Genomic DNA, 22,468 nt, shown 5'->3' on the forward strand with positions numbered 1-22,468 from the left:
CAGCAGCAATCAGGAAATAGCGGGGGGATCTCTTGGACGCCCGGACGGAAACGCACCGAGCGGCGTGAAGCGTGTGGAGAGGGTGGACGGCGCGGCGCGGGCGATCTCGAACGAAGCAACGGGCGCGAACGATGCGACGCCAGGTAGCGCCACGTGATGCTCGAGCAGATGGCAATAACCGCAGGCGCCGAAGGCATCGGCATGGCTCAGGTGAACCGGTGCCGGGCTGGCCTGAGCCAGTTGCGTCGCGCCTTGAGGATGAAGCGCCGAGCACAGCGCCGCGGTCGGCTCGTTCAGGCGGTTCGATGCCACCATCTGACTGACAACCGGCGCGAACACGATAAGCCACATGGCGATCAGGCCAAGCCATGCGGTCATCCGGTTGCGCGGGCGTAGTGTCATGATGGTGAGCGTAAAAGACGCGCAGCAGTCTAACATCGCGCTTCCATTGATTCCAGCCTCCCGAGGCTGGAATCGCCGGTCGCGGGTAATCATGGTTAGCCGGCCGCCGCGGGGATGCTGTGGCCGGGTGTGGCCGCGACCATCAGCACGATCCGGGCGACGACAGGCGGGTGCATGCTATTTCACGTCGAACGTGTAGTCGCCGTGCGTCCGGTGCCCATCGTCCGCCACGGCAACCCAATGCACGGTGTAGTGCCCGGCGGGCAGAGTGGGCAACGCAACGGTAATAACCGCTGGCTGATGCGTGTCGACCGTTGCCTTCGCCGTGTTCATCTGCTTGCCGGCAGCATCGGTGACCGTCAGCGAACTGAACGCCGGTTCGAGCGGCCCGTCGAACGTGATCCTGACGGCTGCGGGCGAGACGACCGTCGCGCCTGCGCCGGGCTCCTGCTTTTGCGGAAACACATGCGCGAAAGCAGCGCTCGCGAAAACGAATCCCGCGATCAGAAGCGCTGTGCGCGCGCCCGCCTTTGCCTTTGCCTGCCACCGGATTGCTGGGTGCTGATACATCGTCGACTCCTTTACTGGAACAGAGGTTTGCCGATCGTCGTCGGTGCGACGTCGTCGAAAAAGATGTGAGCCTGGACCAGAATGCCCACGTGCGAGCCGCTTGCCCGGTTGACCGGAATCTGCGCCTCGACGCCGAACTGCCCGTAGCGGTTGATCCAGATGAAGCCTGGATTGACGGTCCCCGTCGTCTGTCCCTGGCTTCTCGAAAGCGGAATCTCGACAAGCGGGATGATGCTCGCGAACGGTTGCGGCAACCCGATGTCGTGCACATGCTGCTGCAGATACGGGAGGCTGTACTGCACGGTGACGCCGTAGTTGAACGCGTTGGGCTGTCCAGCACCCGTCGTCAGCGAAGGACCGGCCTCGCCGGTGATCGCGACCGGACGCAGATACGCGAGCGAATCGGGCAGGTCGCCGAAGCCCTTGCCGGCGAAAATCGTCGGCGAAATCGTCGAGAAGCTGTCCGCGATCGCGTGGCTGCCCGTGTCGCCGAGTTCCGCATCGACGCCGACAGACGTCATGAATTCATGCGCCTCGTTGACATACAGCAGGTACTTCAAGCCAACGTCGAAGTTGTCGAAGCCGTGGGCCGTCGGGTTGTTCTGCATCGCGTACGTGCCGCCGACCGACACGGCAACGCGCGACGTGACCAGCTTGTCGTATTCGAAGTCGAAGGTATTGACGCTCTGGTCGCCGTCGTCCCCAGGAACACGTACGTGCCCGAACTGAAGATTCGCCTCATCCCCGACGCCGGGATCGTCGACGGCCATCGTCGAGGGAAAGACGCGGTCGCCCGCGATCGCATGAGCGCGGGCGACGGACGGCGTGAATAGAACGGCACCGTAGAGGGCCGAAACGATCGTCGTTGCGAGCAGCGGGTTTCCGCGGCGCGTTGACATGGTGTGCATGACTTGTCCTGTTACCGGGTCGTGGCGATTCCGGCGCGCGTCTTTTTGATGAGACGTACGCCAGCGGCGCGATACAGCCAGTGCATCGCGCAGGCGATATTCGAATCAGGACAGACGGGGAGGGGCGCGAGGCTGGGCGGAGATGAGCGGTTCAACGCGACGAACGCTCTCGAAACGCGTGGCGTCGCCATGCTGGATGGCGTGGACCGTGACGACGAACAGCGTCGTCACGCTGGGCACCACAGGCAAGTGCGCAAGCAGACTGCAATAGCCGCAATCCTGCCCATCGGACATCGATGGATGCTGGCCGGCCTTGTCGACCTTTCCTTCCGGCGCCTCGCCTTGCATCGAGGGCATGCCGCAATGCGCTTGCGACATCGCGGCACTGTTGCGATTTGCTGCGAGCGTGTGCGAGACCGTCGGGGCAAGTGTCGCCATCAGGATCGCGAGCAATCCCAGCAAGCTGCCAATCTTCCGATAGAAGCGAGTCAAAATGCGCCCGGCGATCTGGTGACAATTGTGTGCGGATTATGCCATGCGTTACAGCAGCGGCCATGACCGCGCGAGGGCCACGCCGTTGGTGGCGCATGCCTGTGTCAGGCGGTGAGCGGACCATCGTTCACGGCGTTGCGCTAGACTGGCTGGATCCTGGAGGGGTTCCGTGGCTGATCTGAAGTCCGTGCTGGTTCGTTCAACCGCGGCGTGCGTGCTCGTCTGCGCGTCGTCGCTCACGCACGCTGAAAATGCGCCGGAGCCAGCCGCTATTAGCCATGTGCCGCCCGCTGAGCTGTCCGCTTCCGCCGGAGCGCCATCGACGCAGCGTTTCGTCGGTGACGATCCGGTTGCCATAAGAGACGCCCTCGCGAAACTGCGCATCAAGGCCGAATCGCCATCGTTGGGCGACCGCGTGCGGAGCCTTGTTCACGTCCCCGCCGGCAGGACGCCGGATGATATCGATCTGGCGAAGGCCGGGCTCGACCGCGAACTGACTTTCGTCATACCTGCATCCTACGGAATACTGTACCGGTCGAGCACGCACCGGCTGACGGTCGACGTGGACCTCTCCGGCGACGACGTTCCGGGCCTGATCCAGCTGCAGAAGACCATCACCGGGCGACGTGGCCGACATCTCGTGGTCGCGGCCGAGGCGAAGGCCATGGGGTACGTCCAGCACATCGACCTGATCGAACTGAAGGTGGGTGAAAAACGCGAGACCAGTGTCAAGGGACACGTGACCCTCTCGCCGGCGCTGTTCGCCAAAATGGCTGGAGACTTCGCGATCGTGCTGAAGTGCGACATCATGCCGCCTTATCTGACCGAAGAAAGCGAACACAGCGATCCGACCAACGAGGAACCCACCGATATCACCACGCGAACCTCGACGTTGCACGCGACGATTCACGCGATCTGGCTGGTCAGCCCGCAGCACGACATCGTGCTTTCGAAAAAGCTGCATCTGTCGAAGTAAGACGCGATCGATGTGATTGCCAGCAGCCCGTATTCCGACCACTGGGCGAAGGCGTGAATTCATCGCACCTGAAACCGACGCGCCGCGTGCATGCGTGATTCGTCATCCCGCGAGCGCTGCCCGCATGACCAGCAACAACCCGGTTGCGACAAAAACGATCCCGACGGCGCGCATCGCCCGCTCGCCGGACCTGCCGAGACGCTCAACGGTGATCGCCGCCGTCACGACAGCCATCGCCCGCAGATCCATCACCCCGATAACGAAGAGGGCCACGGTCAGGCCCGCGCAGCAGTAACTGCAATGCAGGCCGAGCTGCACGCCGTGTCGCCATGCGGTGGCGGCGTCCGCCGGCAACGTAAGTCCGCGCCGCGGTGTCTCGCGACAGCAGGCCAGGTGTCGAGCCTTCCACGCGGTGAACTGGAACGCACCGGCCGCTATGACGATCGCGCCCGCCACGAGCGGAACCCCACGCGAGAGCGCCGGTAATTGCATCTCCAGTTGGGCCAGCGCGGCGCCCAGCGGAAAGGCGGCGATTCCGCATGCCATCCACACGGAGAAGTAGCCCGCGCCCACCAGCGTGGTCAGCTGCGCGAGGCGCGCCTCGCCCGTCCTGACGACGGCCTCGCGGTAGCGCCAGAGCATGGGCACGAGAGACGGCAGCATCATCGCGACCGTCATCACGGCCCACATGCCGAGGAACGACGCCGCGACGCCGGGCCACGTCTGTCCGCACATCCGCATCCACATCATCGACATCGTCCAGCCGCCGGGCATCGGCATTTCGCCCATCGCCGGCATCGACTCGCACCGCACGACCGTCGTCGCCGCGCTGGCGGCGAAGAGCAGCGCGGCGACGCCGAGGAACGCGTGCCGGGCAGCGCGTGATGAGCGCTCCCGTCCGCACGTTGCGCCAATCTCAGCCACGACTTTGAGCGGTGCTTTTCGCGTACTCGTCATGGCGACGCCACCACACGCCTGTCTCGTTGCGCCCTTTGGGCGCGCGGTCGAGCCACTGGTACATGCCCCAGACGCCATCCACGCCGCGCGCATAGGTGGAGTAGGTGTGATACACGACACCCTCCTCGAGCACGAACGCGCTCATGCCAGGCCGTTCGCGCGCGTACGTTGGCGCGTCGGTGCCGCACGTCGCCGCGAACTCGGCGACCGGTTGCGGCACCGGCGTCATGTCCATTGCGTGGCCGCCGCGCTGGTAGTTGTATTCGACGGTTCCTTCGCGCTGCTGCTCCTCGGTGAACGAGACATTGAAGTCGAAGTTGAAGTCGCCGCCGGGCGCGGACGCCCATGGAAACGTCCACCCCATACGATCCTTGTACGCACGCAGTTTCGCGAGCGGCGCGCGCGACACCGACATCAGCGTGACGTCGTGATTCGCCAGATGGACGACGAGGCCGTCGAAGCCGTCCGCGATCGCTGAGCAGGACGGGCATCCCGCCTTGTAGTCGGGCCCGAACATGAAGTGGTAGACGAGAAGCTGCGAGCGCCCCTTGAAAAGGTCCGCGAGGGTCGCGCTGCCTTCGTCGGTTTCGAACCGGTATGTCCTGTCGACCCGCACCCACGGCAGATCCTGACGCTGTTGCGCCAGTTCGTCGCCGCGCCGCGTGTATTCCTTCTCTGCCTTGAGCAGATCGAGCCGCGCTGCCAGCCAGGCTTCCCGTGTTCCAGTTGTGTGTTCCGTCGTCATGCTTCCCTCCATCGGGTTTCCGGTGTCGTTCGGTTTCGATACGACGTATGGGTTGTTGGTCGTGATAGATTAGTTTCCGGGCCTCGAACGGTGGGAGTGACAAGTGTGGCGGGATTCGTCCAGACCATGGATTCGCTGATCGCAGCCGCGGCGCGTGCTCTGGCCGCGGGCGATCCGCTCGGCGCGCTCAATCGTGTCGCGTTGCGCGACGACGCGCATGCGCTCGCACTTCGCGGTATCGCGATGGCGCAGCTCGGCGACCTCGTTCGGGCGAAAGCGCTCGTGCGACTTGCCGCGCGCGCGTTCGGTCCGAAAGAGGCCGTGGCTCGCGCGAGATGTATCGTCGCCGAGGCGGAAATCGCGCTGGCCTCGCGCGATCTCGGCTGGCCCGCGAAAACGCTCGACGCAGCGCGAGCGACGCTCGAAGCGCATGGCGATCGCGTGAATGCCGCGCACGCCCGCTACCTTGAAGTCCGGCGCCTTCTTCTGATGGGGCGTCTCGACGACGCCGAGCGCCGGCTCGCCGCGCTGGACCCCGAACTCTTCCCGCCTGCATCGAGGGCCGCGCACGAACTGGTCGTCGCAGGTATAGCCATGCGACGCCTCCACACGAAACCGGCGCGCGCCGCGCTCACACGGGCGGGTCGCGCCGCGCGCCACGCAGGCATTCCCGCGCTGATGGCGGAAGTCGAAAGCGCATCGCGGGTGCTGGACGCGCCCACCGCACGTCTCATCGCGCACGGCGAGGCGCGACTCCTCGTGCTCGCGGAGGTCGAGGCGTTGCTTCAATCGCGGGCGCTCGTCGTCGATGCGTGCCGTTACGTCGTGTGCGATACCGATACGAAGGTCTCGCTTGCGACGCGTCCGGTGTTGTTCACGCTCGCCCGCGTGCTGGCCGAAGCGTGGCCGGAAGATGTGCCGAGGGATACGCTCGTTGCGCGGGCCTTCCGCGCGAAGACCGCTGACGAATCGCATCGCGCGCGGTTGCGGGTCGAAGTCGGGCGGCTGCGCACGGCGCTGCGTGACGTGGCCGACGTGAGCGCGACGAAGCGCGGGTTTGCGCTGACGCCGCGTCGCGCCCCCGAGGTCGTCGTGCTGGCGCGTCCCGTCGAGGAGGCGCACGCGACGGTGCTCGCTTTTCTCGCTGACGGCGAATCGTGGTCGAGTTCAGCGCTCGCGCTGGTGCTGGGCACGAGCCAGCGCACGGTGCAGCGGGCGCTCGATTCGCTTTCGGCGGCCGGCAAGGTGCAATCGTCTGGACGCGGCCGGGCGCGTCGCTGGATGACGCCGCCCGTGCCAGGATTCACGACGACGTTGTTACTCCCCGTTCCACTACCGAACGACTAGGATGGGCGCATGAACCGATCTGCCGCCAGAATCATCAACGAATATGGACCCTTTCCGGGCGTCGACGCCGTGCATGGTGTGTCATACGACGGCCAGCAGGTCTGGATTGCTACCGGCCGCACGCTGACCGCGCTCGATCCGGCGAACGGAAAGACGCTGCGCTCGATCGATGTCGCCGCGGACGCCGGAACGGCGTATGACGGCCAGCATCTGTTCCAGATTGCCGCAGGCCGCATCCAGAAAATCGATCCGCGGACTGGCCGTGTGCTGGCTACGATTCCAGCGCCTGGCGACGGCAATGATTCCGGGCTCACCTGGGCCGAAGGGTCGCTCTGGGTCGGGCAGTACCGGGACCGCAAGATTCATCAGATCGATCCGGAAACAGGGGAGATTCTTCGCACGATCGAATCCGGGCGCTTCGTCACGGGCGTCACGTGGGTCGACGGAGAGCTCTGGCACGGCACCTGGGAAGACGACACGAGCGACCTGAGGCGAGTCGATCCTCGAACCGGAGAGGTCCTGGAAACGCTCGATATGCCACATGGCGTGTTCGTGTCGGGGCTCGAATCCAATGGCGGCGACCAGTTCTTCTGCGGAGGCGCGAGCAGCGGGAAGGTGCTGGCCGTTCGCCGTCCCGGACGCGCTCCCGCCGAGGGCCGCGACGCCGGGATTCCGGCCGGTTCCACGAGCGAATGATCGAAGCTGTTCGCGCGGGGTGAAGTGGGCCGCGAAGGTTCGGTTATGCGGGCGGCTTTTGACTACAACGAGTTTTCGCGGAACAGACTCAGGCGCCTCGCCTGCTGATTCCGGCATTGTCGATACACCGTGTCGCTCAGAACTCTCCAGCCGTTTAAACACGTTGAAACCCCGTCGCAAAACGTATATACTTGTTTATACGTTAATGGGGGGCGGCATCATGGCAAAATCAGCAACGCTCACGATTCAGCAGTGGGGGAACAGCCTGGCTGTCCGCATTCCGGCTGCTGTCGCACGCTCGGCGCATTTCGAGGTCGGTCAGGAGGTTGAGGTGACGACTGAGGAGGTTGGTGTGACGGTGAAGCCTGTTGGTCCGCGTAAGCTCACGCTCGCGGAGAAGCTGGCACAGTTTGATCCGGCAAAGCACGGCGGTGAGGCGATGGCAACGGGTCGCGTTGGTGCGGAGGTGTTTTGATAGCGGCAGCTTTGTGGGCGCCTGATCGCCGCGACATTATCTGGATTGATTGCAACCCGCAGGTCGGTCGCGAGATGAGGGATTTGCACTCGATGCTGGTCCTTTCACCCAGGCAGTTCAACGAGCGAACAGGTATCGTCATTGGGCTTCCAATGACGACTGCCGGGTTCAATGACACGAATCCGTTCGCCATCAAGTTTCAGGGGCCGAAAAACGTCACGAGCTACGTGCTTGGGCACCAACCCAAATCGTTTGACTGGCGAGCACGGGGAGCGAAGGCGCATCCGTGGAAGCGTGTGCCGGATGAAGTGTTCGCCGCTGCATGCGAGCAGTTGAATCAGATTATCGCGATTTGCAGCTAGGATCGGGACGACTCTCGCTACCTGCTTGCCGACATACGCTCCTCGCAGGCGCCGTACATTATCCCCAATCATCTGGCGCAGGCCGATCCGCTCATCCTGCGCTTCGAGCGGTGGGCGCGAGACCATCTCAAGGCAGGGTTCTCGCTGCAGGAAGCCGCCAGCGCGCTGGCGACGAGCGCACGGTCATTGCAACGCCGGTGCCAGGAGGTGCTCGGCAAATCGCCGCTTGCCTACTTTCAGGACCTGCGTGTCGAGCATGCGCAGTCTCTCCTCCATGGCAGCGGCCTTGGCCTCGACGCCATCGCAGCCGAGGTCGGGTACGTCGACGGAGCAACGTTGCGGACCCTCCTGCGCCAACGACCTGGAAGAGGAGTGCGCGATCTTCGTGCCGATCTGCGCTGATCGTCGAGCAACATGCGCAGCGCACCTGCATTTCATCTTCCGTCAACTCGAGCAGCCAGGGGTCAAGCCTGATGTCATGAAAGTGTAGCGAGCGGGGCGCCATTCAAGGTCACAACGGTCGGTGCCCTGGCTCCACGAAGCAGGCGATGGTGCTGGTCCAGATCAAGGGGGAGATATCGTATATCGGACGGGTGCCCTAAAAGGGGTGGATCCGCGCAAGTGATCCGGATTTCAACGTCACGCAAAGCCGGCAGAAGAGATGATGCACAGGATTGGAGCCGTACTTAGGTAATGAAAATGTATATACTTGGTAAGTATGTGACGTAACTGGGGGAGGATAGCCTATGTCGAAAGAAGCCGTTTTTACGATGAAACTCGAAGCTGAGTTGCGCGAGGAGTTCATGGCCGAAGCTGAAGCAATGCACCGACCGGCCTCGCAGGTGTTGCGCGAATTGATGCGTGAATTCGTGCAACGTCAACGTGCGGTTCGCGAATACGACGGGTTCCTGAACAGTAAGGTAGACGCCGCCCGCGTTTCGCTGCGGGCCGGGCGCGGTCGCTCGAATGAAGAGGTCGAGGCCAGGTTTGCGAAACGGCGCGCAAGCGTCGCAAGCAAAGCATGAGGGTTGTCTGGACCCCGGAAGCCGAACAGGATCGGGATGACGTGTGGGAGTACATCGCGGCCGATAGCGTGTCTGCCGCTGCGCGGATGGACGAATTGTTCAGCGACGCTGCCGCGCAGTTGGCTGATTTTCCCGAGTTGGGGCGTCCCGGCAAGATCCCCGGCACTCATGAACTGATTCCGCACGAAAACTACCGGCTTGTGTATCAGATCGAGGGCGGCACCGTGTGGATGCTGGCATTGGTCCATATCGCCCGGTTGTGGCCGCCATTGCTGAAGAATTTGCCATGATGAAGAATCCCCCCGCCCTGGCGAGCTATTGCGCGAAGACGTATTGGCGCCGCCTTGAAAAACCGGACTATTTCAACGATTTATCGCCGTCCTGAGACGCAGTAAGCATCCGCTCCACATACCGCGCAATTATGTTGAGTCTGCCCGGAGACGCTTGCACAGCAAGGCAGAGGCGTGGGAAGTGTGCGCGTATACCGTCAGAAACACCGTCATGTCACGCGGGCTGCAGCGAGACGTTACTAGATGATGACGCGACGATCCTTACTTCTGTTTGCCTGGTGCTGCCGGCATGAGCAACCGCCGAGCGTCCTTGAGCAACAGAAGCAGTAACTTTTCTTGCACCGGCGAAGCTTCAAATCCGAAACGCAGATAGAAGCGCTCTGCATCCACATCGATCGGGTGTGTTAGCAGCGCACGAACTCCGGCTTGTTCCGAAATGGCGACGGTACGGCGGATTGCGTCTTGTAGCATGCCAATCCCGATGCCACGCCCATGGTCCTGCATTGCTACCGCCAGCCGAGCCAGGATGACAACAGGAATTGGGTAACCTCCCATTCCTTTGCGTACCCGGTCGGGCGCCTCCAAGGTGTCGATCTGCCCTACAGCCAGGCTGTAATACCCTGCGAGACGGTGACGGTCGGTGACGACGAAGGTCTTGGCTGAACCGCTCGCTTGAGCCTGGCGCGCGTGGCGCAGGAGCCAGTCGTTCAGGCCGGGTTTGCCGCAATCGAAGTCTTCCAATACATGGTTTGCACTCAGTGCTTGCGGTGGGGACGGCGGCATCAGTTCTCCCAAGGCGTCGTTCGGGAGAACAACTCCTTCAAGCCCACGTTGTCTTGCGCCGGCCGATCCAGCATGTCAAGCAGTGCTTGCGACTGGCTTTTGGTTATGAGGAACAAACGCTGGTCAAGCAAGGTTCGTTCGGCAACTTGGCAGGCACTATCGAGAATGAAATCGGTCATTGATTTGTGTGCGATCTCGGCTGCGCGGCGCAGCACCGCTTCCTGCTGCGGCGTGGCTCGCAAGCCCAGACGGGCGGAACGAGTAGTCGTGCTCATGAGAAATTCCCTCCTTCAGATGTACGTCATGTTAGCACAGTAGACGTACGCGTGTATTTTGACGTAGGATCGCCTTTTTTCTTGTTCTACCTTCACTGTACGCAGAAGCTGCTCAAGCGTCTGAACCCCGAAGTGGTCGAGATCGGAAGAAGCACCACGACGCTCGGCAACTGGTACGCAACTGTTTTGCCATGGAAGCCGCAGATTGCAATGCTTGTGAACGAGCGAACGCTCGTGCCGGCGCTGATGCCATTGGCCCCGGCAGCGGACCTGACCAAGAGATTCCCCGGGGCTCTGGCAGACATACTGGCCGCTCACGGCGTACCGGATTCATTCATCGAGTCGGAAATATCCCAAATGCAGGCCATCAAGTACGCCAGGACGCAAAACCGCAGCATTGTCGGGATCATGACGCAGTTTGCATATCTCGCCGAAGCGTACCGTGTCGGCGATAAGAACAACGACCTCATTGCACTGTCGCTAAGGCTGGCGCACACGCCATGTAGCCCGCTTTACAAGGGGCCGGTCTTTCCGGACAGGGCTTTGAAAGAGCTGACGGGCGATAGAGGCGCGGTCGCTTGATTGCGCTCTATCGCGCGCGTATTCCTGTTCGATCGGACCGGAGGGCAGCCCGGTAGCGGCGACCACCGACCAGCTGACGGTCGGCGATAATGCCAGTCACCTGCTTTGCACCTGCCAGACCAAACCCACCATCGATATGTTGAACGACGTGCTCTTGCGCCTCACCGTGGACCAGCTGAAATCGCTTATGCGCTGGCTGCCTGATACGACGCTGACTGGAAAGAAAGACCAACTGATCGGGCAGATCCTGAAGAGTCTCGATGGCGATGGGCTGCGCGCGCTTTGGGATCGCCTGGACGATACGCAACGCATGGCTGTTGCCGAAGCTGCGTACGCTGAGCGAGGGGTCTTCGATGCGAAGCGGTTTCGAGCGAAATACGGGAGATTGCCGGATTTCACCGTCGACGAGGGCGGCCGGCGCTATTCCTACCGCGGGCAGCCGACGGCGCTGGGTCTTTTCCTGTATTACGAGGCCGGTCGCTACAGCTTGCCATTCGAACTCGGTGAACGGCTGCGCGGTTTCGTACATGAGCCTGCACCCGTTAGGCTGAGCCCGGTCGGCGCGCTGCCCGAAAAGATCGGCGAAAAACAGCTGACTGTGAGGCGTACGGAACTCGATGCATTGGTCGATCTTCCGGTTTTGCTGCGACTGGCGGACCAGGGGAAGGTTCAGACGAGCGAGAAAACGTCGCTGCCCGGAAGCGCTACGTTGCGGTTGCTGACGGAGCACCTTGCCAATGGGGATTTCTATCGGCCGGCCGGCGGTACCTCTGACCCGCGCACCGGTCCGCTCAAGGCGTTTTCTTGGCCGCTGCTGCTTCAGGCAGGAGGGCTGGTGCAACGAAACGGCAGCAAACTGGCTTTGAGTGTCGCTGGTCGAAAAGCGTTGACGTCCGCGCCAGCCATGGTCTTGAGAGCGATCTGGAACAAATGGCTGAAGACCAATCTGTTCGATGAATTTAGCCGCATCGATGTCATCAAGGGGCAAAAGTCCAAAGCGCGAGCGATGACCGCGGTAGCGCCGCGTCGTACTGTGATCAGTGAAGTGCTGAGGGACTGCCCGATCGGAGCCTGGGTCGGCGTTGACGACCTTTCCCGGTTCATGGAGGCGACTGGGCGTAAATTTGAAGTGGCGAATGATCCCTGGAGCCTTTATATCTGCGAACCGCAATACGGTAACTTGGGCCACGACGGTTACCACGACTGGTCAATTCTGCAGTTTCGATATCTTCTTTGCGTGCTGTTCGAGTACGCAGCGGCCCTCGGTGTGGTCGATGTCGCCTATATTGAGCCCGCCGGCGTGCGTGACGACTATCGCGGGATGTGGGGGACCGACGACCTGGAATATCTGAGCCGCTACGATGGCCTGATGTATTTCCGCGTTAGCTCGCTCGGTGCATATTGCCTCGGACTGAACGACGAGTACGCGCCTCCTCCTGTTGTGCCGAGCGTCAAGCTTGCTGTGTTGCCGAGTTTGCAAGTGAATGTCGTCGACGGACGGCTCTCAATCGACGAAATGCTGACGCTGGCTACGTGGGCAGAGGAACAGGCGGAAAATAGGTGGCGTCTGGACCTTCAAAGGGCCGTTGGTGCCATCGAGAAAGGGCTCGATATTGGCGAGCTTCGGGTGTTTCTCGAGGCACGAGAAGATCAACCGTTGCCTGAAACAGTGGAGTCGTTCTCAAAGGCTGCCGAGCAGCAGGGGAAAGCGCTCAAAGTCCTGGGAACCGTGCTACTGATTGATTGCGAGAACGAAAAGATCGCTTCGATGGTGGCGGATGCGAAGGAAGCAACTGGTCTGTGTCTACGCGCCGGCGAGCGGCAGCTGGTGGTCAGGCTTGAGCACGAGGAAAAATTTCGGAGCCTTGTCCGCAAGCTCGGGTTCGGCGTGACGGTCTGACATCTGCCACGCCGGGTTCAACGAAGCCGGGGGTTCCGAAGTCGCCCAATGGACGACTTGCACGCAGCGACAAAGCGGTTGCGCAGCGAGGGCAGCCGCAGCGGTTAGCTGCGCGCTATGGGTGACGCCGACGACAGTATTCTTTCGGTGTACCGCGCAATCAGATCGATTTCCAGATTGACCTTCGAACCCGCGCGCAGGTTCTTGAGCGTCGTCACTTCCACAGTGTGCGGAATCAGGTTGATCGAAAACTCGCAGCCGTCGTCGCGATCCTTGACCGAGTTCACCGTCAGGCTCACGCCGTTCACGGTAATCGACCCCTTGAATGCCAGATAGCGGCCGATGTCGCGCGGTGCGAGCACGCGCAGTTCATGCGATTCGCCAACCGGCGCGAAATGCGTGACCGTGCCGAGGCCATCGACGTGCCCCGAAACGATATGACCGCCGAGGCGGTCATGCGCACGCAGCGCTTTCTCGAGATTCACTTCGCCCGGTTCACCCAGGCCCGCGGTGCAATTCAGGCTTTCGCGCGACACGTCGACTTCGAACGAATGCGTGGTCTTTACAACGACCGTCATGCACGCACCCTGAACGGTGATGCTGTCGCCGAGTTGCACGTCGTCGAGATCGAGCGCGCCGGCTTCGATGTTCAGGCGCACGCCCGCATCGCCATCGTTGCCGAGTGGCTTGACTGATTCAATGCGGCCCACGGCCGCGACGATTCCGGTAAACATCGTGCTGGTTCCTTTGCGTGTATTCAGTGTGCTCAGTGCGAAGCGTCGGTGGCTTCGGGCGTCCCGGACGCGGCGGGCGGCGCGAAGCGCGCGAGAATCCGCAGGTCGTCGCCGACGCGATCGATGCCATGAAATCGAAGTTGCGTGCGTCCAGCGAGCGAGCTGGGCGCGACGAGGTTGAACATGCTCATCGAATCCATGCCGAGCAGGCTTGGCGCGAGATAGATCAGCAGTTCGTCGACGCAGCCTTCGCGCAGCAGCGAGCCGTTCAGCTTGTAGCCCGCCTCGACGTGCAGTTCATTCACGCCGCGTTCGCCCAGCGCCTTCAGCATCGCGGGCAGATCGACCTTGCCGTTCGCGTTGGCCATCTGCACGATCTCGGCGCCGCGCGCGCGCAGTGCTTCGGCGCGCTCCGTGTGACGCTCGTCGAGATTGCCGCAGAAGATCAGCGTCGGCGCACCGACCAGGATCTGCGCTTCCGGCGGCACGTCGAGCTGGCTGTCGATCAGGACGCGCCGCGGCTGGCGCGGCGTATCGACGGCGCGCACGGTCATGCGCGGATTGTCTTCCTTCACCGTGCCGATACCCGTGAGAATCGCCGAAGCACGCGCGCGCCACGCGTGACCGTCGGCGCGCGCGGCCTCGCCGGTGATCCACTGGCTTTCGCCGGATGGCAGGCCGGTGCGTCCATCGAGCGAAGCCGCGACTTTCATGCGGACCCACGGCCGGCCGCGCGTCATGCGCGACACGAAACCGATGTTCAGCTCGCGCGCTTCGTGTTCGAGCAGTCCGCAACGCACTTCGATACCGGCGTCGCGCAGCATGGAAAGACCGCGGCCCGACACCTGCGGATTCGGATCTTCCATCGCGGCGATCACGCGTTCGACCTGCGCATCGATCAGCGCACTCGCGCACGGCGGTGTGCGGCCGAAGTGACTGCACGGCTCCAGCGTCACATAGGCAGTGGCGCCGCGCAGGTCGTGGCCGCGCGAGCGCGCATCCTTTAACGCGCGAATCTCGGCGTGGTCCTGACCGGCGGGCTGCGTGTAGCCTTCGCCGATCACCTCGTCGTTCTTGACCAGCACGCAGCCGACACGCGGATTCGGGTCGGTTGTGTACATCCCGCGCTTAGCCAGCGCGAGCGCGTGTTCCATATGGACGAAATCGGTTTGCGAGAACATCGGCGACGACTTGGGTAGAGGGGGTTCAGGCCGCGAGCGCGGCAAACGCGCGGCGCGCGGCGGCAATCGTTTCGTCGATGATGGCGTTGTCGTGCGCGATCGACACGAAGCCCGCTTCATACGCCGATGGCGCGAAGTACACGCCCGCTTCGAGCATCTTGTGGAAGAACGCATTAAAGCGCGGCACATCGCTCTTCGTGACCTGCGCGAAGCTCGCGGGAATCGAATCGGTGAAGTAGAGACCAAACATGCCGCCGAGCGAATCGGCCGCGAACGGCACGCCGGCTTCGCGGGCTGCTTCGGCGAGACCCTTCGCGAGGCGCGACGTCTGCGCGGAAAGCGTTTCGTAGAACCCGGGCGCCTGAATGAGTTGCAACGTCTTCAGGCCGGCCGCGACGGCGATCGGGTTGCCCGAGAGCGTGCCCGCCTGGTACACGCCGCCGAGCGGCGCGAGGTGAGCCATGATGTCGCGGCGTCCGCCGAACGCGGCCGCCGGCATGCCGCCGCCGATCACCTTGCCAAGGCACGTGAGGTCCGGCGTGATGCCGTACACCTCTTGCGCGCCGCCGGGCGCGACGCGAAACCCGCACATCACTTCGTCGAAAATCAGCACGGAGCCGTATTCGGTACACAGGCGGCGCAGTGCAGCGAGGAACCCGGGCGTCGCGCGCACGAGGTTCATGTTGCCCGCGACCGGCTCGACGATCACCGAGGCGATTTCGTTGCCGAACGCCTTGAACGCCTCTTCGAGTTCCGCGACGTTGTTGTATTCGAGCACGGTGGTGTGCTTCGCGATATCGGCCGGCACGCCCGCCGAGGTCGGGTTGCCGAACGTCAGCAGACCGGAACCCGCCTTCACGAGCAGGCCGTCGGCGTGGCCGTGATAGCAGCCCTCGAACTTGACGATGCGGCTGCGGTTCGTGAAGCCGCGCGCGAGACGCAGCGCGCTCATCGTCGCTTCGGTGCCGCTCGATACCATGCGGACCTGTTCGATCGAAGGCACCAGCTTGCAGATTTCCTCGGCGATTTCGACTTCGGATTCGGTCGGCGCGCCGAACGAGAAGCCCTTTGCCAGCACACGTTGCACGGCTTCGAGCACTTCCGGATGCACGTGACCGAGAATCATCGGCCCCCAGGAGCCGATGTAGTCGATATAGCGCTGGCCGTCGGCGTCCCAGAAGTACGCGCCTTGCGCGCGCTCGATGAAACGCGGCGTGCCGCCGACCGAGCGGAACGCGCGCACGGGTGAATTGACGCCGCCCGGGATGGTGCGCTGGGCGCGCTCGAAGAGTGCCTCGCTGCGGGGTGTGCTGGAAATGCTGGAAGAGCTGGAGGTGCTGGACATGAACGTTGGACCTGCTGAAAGTGATCTGCCTGATCGTGAAGCACGCGCGGCTGGCGCACGGAAGCGCGGCGGTGCGCTCGCCGATGCTGGCGCCAGCGGCGGCTGGATGGTGACGAAATTGTACCGGAGTCGCGTCGTTCAGGCCGGGCGCAGGGCAGGGACGGATCGCGAACGGCGCTTTTAGGCGTCGCGTACAATGCGCAGACACTGACCCCGTCGTTCCTGCCGCTCGCTGATTGCCCTGGCGGGCCGCCCCATCTGGATTTCCATGTCTCTCGCTGCCAGAGGCCGGCCCGATCGCCGGCTGATTCTGTTGCTCGGTGCGCTTGCCGCATGCGGGCCCATCTCCATCGACATGTACCTGCCGAGCCTGCCGTCGATCGCGCAGGCGTTTGCCGTCAGCGCGGGCGCCGCGCAGTCGACCCTGACGAGCTTCATGTTCGGCTTCTCGATCGGCATGCTGCTATACGGCCCGCTGTCGGATTCGTTCGGACGCCGGCCGGTGCTGCTCGGCGGCATCGTGATGTACACGCTCGCGAGCGTCGTCTGCGCGCTGTCGTTCTCGATCGGCTCACTGATGATGTTCCGTTTCGTCCAGGCGCTCGGCGCGGGCGCCGCATCCGTGCTGGCGCGCGCGATCGCCCGCGATGCGCACGAACCCACCGAAGCCGCCCGCGTGCTGTCGATGCTGGCCATCGTCACGTCGATCGGGCCGCTGCTCGCGCCGCTGATCGGCGGGCAGTTGCTGCTGCTGGGCGGCTGGCGTGTCGTGTTCGTCGCGCTCACGACGTTCGGCGCGGTCTGCGCGGTAACGGCGTTCATGCGCGTGCCGGAAACCTGGCCGCGTGAGAAGCGCGCAGGGTCGGCGGTGCTGCAGTCGTTCGCGGCGTACGGCAAGCTGCTGCGCGATCCGGTTGCGTGGGGACACATGCTGTGCGGCGGCATGGCGTTCGCTTCGATGTTCGCGTACATCACCGCGACGCCGTTCGTGTACATCGAATACTTCCACGTCTCGGCGCAACACTACGGCTTTCTGTTCGGGCTGAACATCATCGGCATCATGTTCGGCAACTTCATGAATACGCGGATGGTCGGCCGGCACGGCCCGATGCCGATGATCTCGGTGGCCGCGGGCATCAGTTGCGGCGCCTCGTTCTTTGTCGCGCTGGTTTGCCTGACGGGATGGGGCGGCTTGTGGTCGATCGTTGCCGGGCTGTTTTTCGTGGTTGGCGTGGTCGGGCTGCTGTCGGCCAACTGCACGACCGAACTGATGCACCGCTATCCGCGTAACGCGGGCGCCGCCGCCGCTGTGTTTGGCGCCGTGCAGCTCGCGCTCGGCGCGCTCGCGAGTCTCGCGGTCGGGCTCTGGCAGGATGGAACGCCGAAGGGCATGGGTGTCACGATCGGCGCAGCCGGGTTGCTGTGCCTGCTTGGCCGCTGGCTCGTGCTGCGCTGGCACGACCGGCCGTTGCCCGGCGCGCACGCGGCCTGACGCAGGCGACCCGCGCGATAGGACGCCGTGCGCTTCCTTCGTACGAGATCGCACGATAAAACCGGGGATGGTGGCAACTGCCGGGCGTGGGTGGCGCAGTGGTATTCAGTGAGACATATCAGGGCAACAACTTGCGCAGCTCCGGCGTCGAGATATCGTCGATGTGGCGAAACGCCGGTGCGGCTTTATCCATCTCCGCGGGGTCGATACCGAACGCCTCGAAGTAGACTCGCCACTCCCGCACCACGCGCCAGATATCCGCAATCAACTGACTGGCGGCGCGCCGCGACAGCGTGAACTTGTCGTGGCTGCCGAGGGCATTGTCGAGCGTGGCCAGTCTCCCATCGTTGCCGATGCTCAGATGGAGATAGCGCTCGGTGGCATTGCTCGCGCGAGGCAGCACATCGTAAAGGGGGCTTAGCCGCCAGCCGGGCAACGCGGCATCCCAGATGAAGCCGTGGTTGCGCAGGTGATCGTCGTCGTTGCTGACGAAGATGTTGTAGACCATGCGCTTGAAGAGCTCTGCGTTGTCATCGCGAATCACGCCTGGATGGCAGTATCTCCGAATCGCGTCGGCCAGATCGGCATACGACTTGTCGCGCGACTCGGTCTCGTCGCACGCCAGAAGCGTGAGGCCGCTGACAAACCCCGAGCGATGTTCAGCTCGCCCATCGCCGGCCCCGAGCTCGAGGAGGTCGGCGTGCGGCGCCGGTGAGCCGCCTGGCACCATCCAGTAGCGGTCGAACCGACGGATGAGCATGATGCGGCGCTTGCCGAGGAACAGCGTTTTCACGGGCGGCACCCTCAACCCTGCTTTCTCCGCCATTCTGAGCGCGGCGTACTCGATGCCCGGAATATCGAACCGGTCATGGCGACTTGCGAACTTGGCAAGCCATAGCACGCCTTGCTCATCGCGAACGGAGGCCTTCGGGCGCGCGCCACCCAGAGCGGTGCCCTCCACGTAAATGGCTTCCAGATGGGCCGGAACGGGCAGACCATCCTCGATGCGCTGCGCAGCTTCCATCAGATGGCTCAGGGTGTGCCAGTTGCTCACGCCCACGGTCGGCAAATCCGTCCGGCTGCGACGGATGTCGAGCGCTCCCACGCGATCACTTCCCGCGTGCAGGAGATACTCCGATTCAGCCAGGCTGTTCGGTGGCGCCTTGAGCTTGGCCTCGATAACGCGCCGTCCCCATGAATCTGGCGCCGCGTCGCGGATACCACCAAAAAAATTAAGGGCGTTGACCGGCAGCAGGTACTTGCCTGAAATGGAAGTCCTGTCTGCAATGCTCAGGCTGACCGGGTCCACCTCCAGTGCGTCATTGCGTTTGAGGTAGTTCAGGCCATACGCGAAGCTCGATGCGATAAGGTTCGAGCCCTCCTCGGTCAAGACGAGTTGTCCGCATGGCGCCCATTGCGCGCCAATGTTGGCAAAAGCTGTCAGCCTTGATTCGCGAGTTGGCATCGGGTTCCTTTTTCGGCTCAGCAGAGTGACGTGAATAACTAGAAATTCAGTTCGTCGCGCTCGGCTGCGCTCATCTCGCGCACCCGGGATTTGCGCTCGCGCGCTGCCAATGCCGCCAGCGCCGGGTCTTTTTCCGAATACAGGATTTCAAGTGACGTGCCGGGTGCGATGGCGTCCAGATACCGCAGCACCTGACCGATGGCAAGACCGGGATCTCCGTGTTCGATGCGATACACGGTGTTGCGCGACAGACCGGCGCGCAATGCCGCGTCGGTCTGTTTGACGCCGCGCGCGATGCGCAGGCGTGCGAGCAGTTCCCCAAGGCGCCTGCTCTGCTCGAGGAGGCGCGGCGTGAGGTTGGAAGCCTGGGTGACCTTCATGTTCGTTAAAACGCTCATTACGAGCCTAATGCTCGATATATCGAGCATATTGGGCTATCAAGCGTCGCGTGTCAAATTCTCGTTTGCGGAGTTATGCTCGTAAAATCGAGCATTATGCTAATAATGCTCGATTTTACGAGCATTCAAACCGGGAATGCGAGCGCGAGTTGCTGACCCTGCCGCAGCGGCGAGACGGCTCACCGTGTTCCGCGGACATCTCCAGCCAGCAAAAGCAAATCCCCCGAAACCATTCAGTTTCGGGGGATTTCAGGTAAGGATAAAACTCAGTCTTTTGCCGAAGACGCCGCGCCGTGGCTCAACCAGTCGAGCACGGCGGTCGAATCGTCGTCGGCGCGTTCGCGCACGCGGGTGACGGCTTCGCTTACCTCAGGGCTCGGCATCGCGCGACGGATCGCCACGCCCACCGCCAGGATGTCGATCATCACCAGGTGCAGGATGCGCGAGATCATCGAAAGCTGCGATTCGCGGATTTCGATGTGATCGGTTTCCAGTGCGACGGTCGCGCGCTTCGCCAGCGGCGTGTTGCTCGACGTGATCGCGATCACCTTCGCGCCGGCCTGCATCGCAACGTCGAGCACGCGCAGCAGTTCCGGCGCGCGTCCCGACTTCGACACGGCCACGATCACGTCGCCCTTGCCGAGCAGCGCGGCCGAAGCGGCCTGCATGTACAGGTCGCCGTACGCGATGGTCGGAATGCCGAAGCGGAAGAACTTGTAGTGCGCGTCCTGCGCGACGATGTTCGAATTGCCGAGGCCGTAGAACTCGATGCGTCGCGCGCCGTTCAGCAGATCGATCGCGCGCTCGACGTGTTCGAAGTTCAGATGCTCGCGCAACTGCAGGATCGCCGACACCGTGTTGTCGAGCACCTTCGCGCCGAAGTCGGTCGCGGTGTCGCCGAGATGCACCTGGCTGTGACTCACCGGAATCGTGCCGGTCAGGCCCGTGGCGAGCTTCAGCTTGAAATCGGACAGACCCTGGCAGCCGAGCGAGCGGCAGAAACGGATCACCGTCGGCTGGCTCACGTCGGCCTTGCGCGCGATATCGACGATCGGATCGTTGATGATCGAACGCGGATGATTCAGCGCGAGATCCGCGACGCGGCGTTCAGCCGGCGTCAGCGCATCGCGCATCTGGCGGATACGCTCGAACACCGCCGACGAACTGCCGCCCGCGCGGTTCGACAGCTGCTCCGCGAGAATCGCCGACACGCCGAGGAACGCCGGATACTGCGCCGTGATCACATACGTCGGCACATTCGCGAGGTACGCCTCGAAGCGGCCTTTCGCCTCGAAGCGCTTGCGGAACGACGACTTCGCGAAGAATTCGCCGAGTCGCGGCACGACGCCGCCGCCGATATAGATGCCGCCGAGCGCGCCGAGCGTCACCGCGATATTGCCGGCGAACGTGCCGAGAATGCCGCAGAAGCAGTCGACGGTTTCCAGTGCGAGCGGCTCGTTTTCCTCGAGCGCGCGCCGGACGATTTCCGCCACATCCACATTGGCCGCCACGCGTTTCTTGTCGCGGCCGGCGAGCGCGCGATAGATCACTTCGAGGCCCGGGCCCGCGGCCACGCGCTCGAACGACACGTGCGACCACTTCTTGCGCGCGTATTGCAGCACGATGTCTTCGCGTTCGTCCGCGGGCGCGAACGTCGCGTGACCGCCTTCGCTGCCGAGCGCGATCCAGCGGTCGTCGGCGGGAATCAGACCCGATACGCCCATGCCCGTGCCCGGGCCGAGCAGGCCGATCACGCTATTCGGACGACGCGCGCCGCCGCCGACCTGCACGCGTTGCGCGTCGGTCAGGCCCGGCAGCGCCATCGCGAGCGCGGTGAAGTCGTTGACGACCAGCAGCGTATCGAAGCCGAGCGCACGACGTGTCGCTTCGATCGAAAACGTCCAGTCATGATTGGTCATGCTGACCTGGTCGCCATCGACCGGGTTCGCAATCGCGATCGCCGCGTGATTCACGCGGCCGATCTTCGTGTCCTTCAGATACTTCCTGATGACTTCGGCGACGCCCGGGTATTCCGCGCACGGATACACCAGCACCTGGGTGATTTCACCGGGACCGGTTTCAAGCGCGAAACGCGCGTTGGTGCCGCCGATGTCCGCGAGCAGTCTCGGTCCGTCGGCGTGCTGGCCCGCGCCCGGGACAGCCTTAGTTTGCACACCAGTAGACATCGAGTCTCACTCCCTTGTCGTTCGCCAACTTCGAGATGGCATTTTTTTGTGGCGCAGCGGCGGCCTGTTGCAGCACCTCCAGCTTGCGCGGTCCGGCGATCAGCAGATACAGATGCCTGACCTGTTGCAGCGCGGAAAGCGACCAGCTCACACGCGCATGGGGCGCACTGCCCGGATGCACGGCGACGAAACGCTCGGGTGTCGTGATCGCGTGGTCCCACTCGGGCGCGTCGGCGAAGATCGAGGCCGTGTGGCCGTCTTCGCCCATGCCGAGGATCGCGACGTCCGGAACGCGGCGCAGGGCGTCGGCATTCAGGGCGGCGATGTGGGCGTCGAGTGTCTGTGCGGTGTCGACGAGCGGCCAGAACGCGGCGGCGGCCGCGGCGTTCTTCAGCAGCGTTTCATGCGCGAGCCGCGAATTGCTGGCGGCATCGGTTTCGGGCACCCAGCGGTCGTCGACCAGCGTCACATCGATGTGCGCCCAGTCGAAAGGACAGGTCGACAATGTCTGCAGAAACGGACGCGGACTGGCGCCGCCCGATACTGCAAGCGTCGCCCGGCGCGCGCCCGGTTGGGGCGCGTTCGCCTGCGCGGTAAGGGACGCATGTAACGCGTCGCCCACCGCTTTCGCCAGCGCGCCGGATTGGGCCTGCTGGTCGTCGAAAGCGTGAAGCTCGATCACTTCTCCTCCATGCTGCTTTCTTGTAGGTTTGCGAAAGTGTAAGCCAGCCATATTTCCGCCGGTGCGCGATACGCGATGTGCTGCGTCGCAAGGCAGAGGCCAGATACGTCGGCCGGCTCGATACTTCCAGTGCGGCGTTGCAACGGTCAGGGGCACGCCGCCCTGCGTGCCCCGGCCCGGGAATTGGGCGGCAGGTGTGT

Annotated in this window: 25 protein-coding genes and 1 pseudogene; 11 read left to right on the forward strand and 15 right to left on the reverse strand. The window is 63.3% G+C overall.

Annotated elements, in window-relative coordinates; all coding sequences use genetic code 11:
• Nucleotides 1-9: 9 nt before the first annotated feature.
• From LPA34_RS08915 to LPA34_RS08930, 4 genes are all read right to left on the reverse strand, one after another.
• On the reverse strand, nt 10-402 hold the full coding sequence (locus LPA34_RS08915) for a DUF2946 domain-containing protein (RefSeq protein WP_228977099.1): 393 nt from the start codon (nt 400-402) through the stop codon (nt 10-12).
• Between the two features lie 177 nt (nt 403-579).
• Nucleotides 580-972 (reverse strand): copper resistance CopC family protein, encoded by a 393-nt coding sequence (locus tag LPA34_RS08920; protein ID WP_228977101.1) that lies wholly within the window; start codon nt 970-972, stop codon nt 580-582.
• Nucleotides 973-983: 11 nt separating this feature from the next.
• Nucleotides 984-1,880 carry a hypothetical protein gene (locus LPA34_RS08925; RefSeq protein WP_228977104.1) on the reverse strand — a complete coding sequence of 299 codons (897 nt, stop codon included), beginning with the start codon at nt 1,878-1,880 and terminating at the stop codon, nt 984-986.
• Nucleotides 1,881-1,985: 105 nt separating this feature from the next.
• The gene (locus LPA34_RS08930; RefSeq protein WP_228977171.1) at nt 1,986-2,375 is read right to left on the reverse strand and encodes a DUF2946 domain-containing protein; all 390 of its coding nucleotides are present in this window, start codon (nt 2,373-2,375) and stop codon (nt 1,986-1,988) included.
• A gap of 166 nt (nt 2,376-2,541) precedes the next feature.
• Between LPA34_RS08930 and LPA34_RS08935 the strand changes: the two genes are divergently transcribed.
• Nucleotides 2,542-3,348: a hypothetical protein gene (locus LPA34_RS08935; RefSeq protein ID WP_228977106.1), complete on the forward strand. Its 807-nt coding sequence runs from the start codon at nt 2,542-2,544 to the stop codon at nt 3,346-3,348.
• A 102-nt stretch (nt 3,349-3,450) separates the two neighbouring features.
• Here LPA34_RS08935 and LPA34_RS08940 read toward each other — a convergent pair whose 3' ends face one another.
• Both LPA34_RS08940 and LPA34_RS08945 read right to left on the reverse strand, forming a co-directional pair.
• Nucleotides 3,451-4,305 (reverse strand): DUF2182 domain-containing protein, encoded by an 855-nt coding sequence (locus LPA34_RS08940; protein ID WP_228977108.1) that lies wholly within the window; start codon nt 4,303-4,305, stop codon nt 3,451-3,453.
• Nucleotides 4,265-5,050 (reverse strand): DUF899 domain-containing protein, encoded by a 786-nt coding sequence (locus LPA34_RS08945; RefSeq protein WP_228977110.1) that lies wholly within the window; start codon nt 5,048-5,050, stop codon nt 4,265-4,267. The genes LPA34_RS08940 and LPA34_RS08945 overlap by 41 nt, the downstream gene beginning before the upstream one ends.
• Nucleotides 5,051-5,176: 126 nt before the next feature.
• Here LPA34_RS08945 and LPA34_RS08950 point away from each other — a divergent pair, with 126 nt between their 5' ends.
• From LPA34_RS08950 to LPA34_RS08980, 7 genes and pseudogenes are all read left to right on the forward strand, one after another.
• Nucleotides 5,177-6,397, forward strand: coding sequence for a helix-turn-helix domain-containing protein (locus tag LPA34_RS08950; protein WP_228977111.1), 1,221 nt, complete (start codon nt 5,177-5,179; stop codon nt 6,395-6,397).
• Between the two features lie 9 nt (nt 6,398-6,406).
• The gene (locus LPA34_RS08955; RefSeq protein WP_228977113.1) at nt 6,407-7,093 is read left to right on the forward strand and encodes a Vgb family protein; all 687 of its coding nucleotides are present in this window, start codon (nt 6,407-6,409) and stop codon (nt 7,091-7,093) included.
• Between the two features lie 220 nt (nt 7,094-7,313).
• Entirely contained in the window at nt 7,314-7,568 is a 255-nt protein-coding gene (locus LPA34_RS08960) for an AbrB/MazE/SpoVT family DNA-binding domain-containing protein (RefSeq protein WP_228977118.1), read from the forward strand.
• Nucleotides 7,568-7,930, forward strand: a complete 363-nt coding sequence (locus LPA34_RS08965; protein WP_228977173.1) for a type II toxin-antitoxin system PemK/MazF family toxin — start codon at nt 7,568-7,570, stop codon at nt 7,928-7,930. Before LPA34_RS08960 ends, LPA34_RS08965 begins: the two co-directional genes overlap by 1 nt.
• A gap of 12 nt (nt 7,931-7,942) precedes the next feature.
• A pseudogene (locus LPA34_RS08970) lies at nt 7,943-8,332 on the forward strand (helix-turn-helix domain-containing protein); the annotation flags it as partial.
• A 344-nt stretch (nt 8,333-8,676) separates the two neighbouring features.
• Complete coding sequence (locus LPA34_RS08975) at nt 8,677-8,955, forward strand: antitoxin of toxin-antitoxin stability system (RefSeq protein ID WP_228977120.1); 279 nt, start codon at nt 8,677-8,679, stop codon at nt 8,953-8,955.
• On the forward strand, nt 8,952-9,245 hold the full coding sequence (locus LPA34_RS08980) for a type II toxin-antitoxin system RelE/ParE family toxin (protein WP_228977123.1): 294 nt from the start codon (nt 8,952-8,954) through the stop codon (nt 9,243-9,245). The genes LPA34_RS08975 and LPA34_RS08980 overlap by 4 nt, the downstream gene beginning before the upstream one ends.
• A 261-nt stretch (nt 9,246-9,506) precedes the next feature.
• On the opposite strand, the gene LPA34_RS08985 is transcribed toward LPA34_RS08980, so the two are convergent.
• Together LPA34_RS08985 and LPA34_RS08990 are read right to left on the reverse strand one after the other, a co-directional pair.
• The gene (locus LPA34_RS08985; RefSeq protein WP_228977125.1) at nt 9,507-10,040 is read right to left on the reverse strand and encodes a GNAT family N-acetyltransferase; all 534 of its coding nucleotides are present in this window, start codon (nt 10,038-10,040) and stop codon (nt 9,507-9,509) included.
• Nucleotides 10,028-10,303: a type II toxin-antitoxin system TacA family antitoxin gene (locus LPA34_RS08990; RefSeq protein WP_228977127.1), complete on the reverse strand. Its 276-nt coding sequence runs from the start codon at nt 10,301-10,303 to the stop codon at nt 10,028-10,030. Before LPA34_RS08990 ends, LPA34_RS08985 begins: the two co-directional genes overlap by 13 nt.
• A gap of 81 nt (nt 10,304-10,384) precedes the next feature.
• Here LPA34_RS08990 and LPA34_RS08995 point away from each other — a divergent pair, with 81 nt between their 5' ends.
• Nucleotides 10,385-10,885 carry a DUF6933 domain-containing protein gene (locus tag LPA34_RS08995; RefSeq protein WP_228977129.1) on the forward strand — a complete coding sequence of 167 codons (501 nt, stop codon included), beginning with the start codon at nt 10,385-10,387 and terminating at the stop codon, nt 10,883-10,885.
• A gap of 136 nt (nt 10,886-11,021) precedes the next feature.
• Complete coding sequence (locus tag LPA34_RS09000) at nt 11,022-12,785, forward strand: hypothetical protein (RefSeq protein ID WP_228977131.1); 1,764 nt, start codon at nt 11,022-11,024, stop codon at nt 12,783-12,785.
• 104 nt (nt 12,786-12,889) lie between these two features.
• Here the strand turns inward: LPA34_RS09000 and LPA34_RS09005 are convergent, their stop codons facing one another.
• The 3 genes from LPA34_RS09005 to hemL are packed head-to-tail and all read right to left on the reverse strand — an operon-like array spanning nt 12,890 to nt 16,045.
• Nucleotides 12,890-13,519: a riboflavin synthase gene (locus tag LPA34_RS09005; protein ID WP_228977133.1), complete on the reverse strand. Its 630-nt coding sequence runs from the start codon at nt 13,517-13,519 to the stop codon at nt 12,890-12,892.
• Between the two features lie 32 nt (nt 13,520-13,551).
• The gene (gene ribD, locus LPA34_RS09010) at nt 13,552-14,700 is read right to left on the reverse strand and encodes a bifunctional diaminohydroxyphosphoribosylaminopyrimidine deaminase/5-amino-6-(5-phosphoribosylamino)uracil reductase RibD (RefSeq protein WP_228977135.1); all 1,149 of its coding nucleotides are present in this window, start codon (nt 14,698-14,700) and stop codon (nt 13,552-13,554) included.
• A 25-nt stretch (nt 14,701-14,725) separates the two neighbouring features.
• Nucleotides 14,726-16,045, reverse strand: a complete 1,320-nt coding sequence (hemL, locus tag LPA34_RS09015; protein WP_228977139.1) for a glutamate-1-semialdehyde 2,1-aminomutase — start codon at nt 16,043-16,045, stop codon at nt 14,726-14,728.
• Between the two features lie 268 nt (nt 16,046-16,313).
• On the opposite strand from hemL, the gene LPA34_RS09020 reads away from it, so the two are divergent.
• Nucleotides 16,314-17,537 carry a Bcr/CflA family multidrug efflux MFS transporter gene (locus tag LPA34_RS09020; RefSeq protein WP_228977140.1) on the forward strand — a complete coding sequence of 408 codons (1,224 nt, stop codon included), beginning with the start codon at nt 16,314-16,316 and terminating at the stop codon, nt 17,535-17,537.
• A 118-nt stretch (nt 17,538-17,655) separates the two neighbouring features.
• On the opposite strand, the gene LPA34_RS09025 is transcribed toward LPA34_RS09020, so the two are convergent.
• The 4 genes from LPA34_RS09025 to pgl form a co-directional block, all read right to left on the reverse strand.
• A complete protein-coding gene (locus tag LPA34_RS09025) occupies nt 17,656-19,002 on the reverse strand; it encodes a type II toxin-antitoxin system HipA family toxin (RefSeq protein ID WP_228977142.1) in 1,347 nt (448 codons plus the stop codon).
• A gap of 38 nt (nt 19,003-19,040) precedes the next feature.
• Nucleotides 19,041-19,382, reverse strand: coding sequence for a helix-turn-helix domain-containing protein (locus LPA34_RS09030; protein ID WP_228977144.1), 342 nt, complete (start codon nt 19,380-19,382; stop codon nt 19,041-19,043).
• 284 nt (nt 19,383-19,666) lie between these two features.
• The gene (locus tag LPA34_RS09035; RefSeq protein WP_228977146.1) at nt 19,667-21,586 is read right to left on the reverse strand and encodes a bifunctional transcriptional regulator/glucokinase; all 1,920 of its coding nucleotides are present in this window, start codon (nt 21,584-21,586) and stop codon (nt 19,667-19,669) included.
• The gene (gene pgl, locus LPA34_RS09040) at nt 21,564-22,268 is read right to left on the reverse strand and encodes a 6-phosphogluconolactonase (RefSeq protein WP_228977148.1); all 705 of its coding nucleotides are present in this window, start codon (nt 22,266-22,268) and stop codon (nt 21,564-21,566) included. Before pgl ends, LPA34_RS09035 begins: the two co-directional genes overlap by 23 nt.
• Nucleotides 22,269-22,468 lie beyond the last annotated feature (200 nt).

It is taken from the genome of Paraburkholderia gardini, from assembly GCF_907164575.1.
GTDB lineage: Bacteria > Pseudomonadota > Gammaproteobacteria > Burkholderiales > Burkholderiaceae > Paraburkholderia > Paraburkholderia gardini.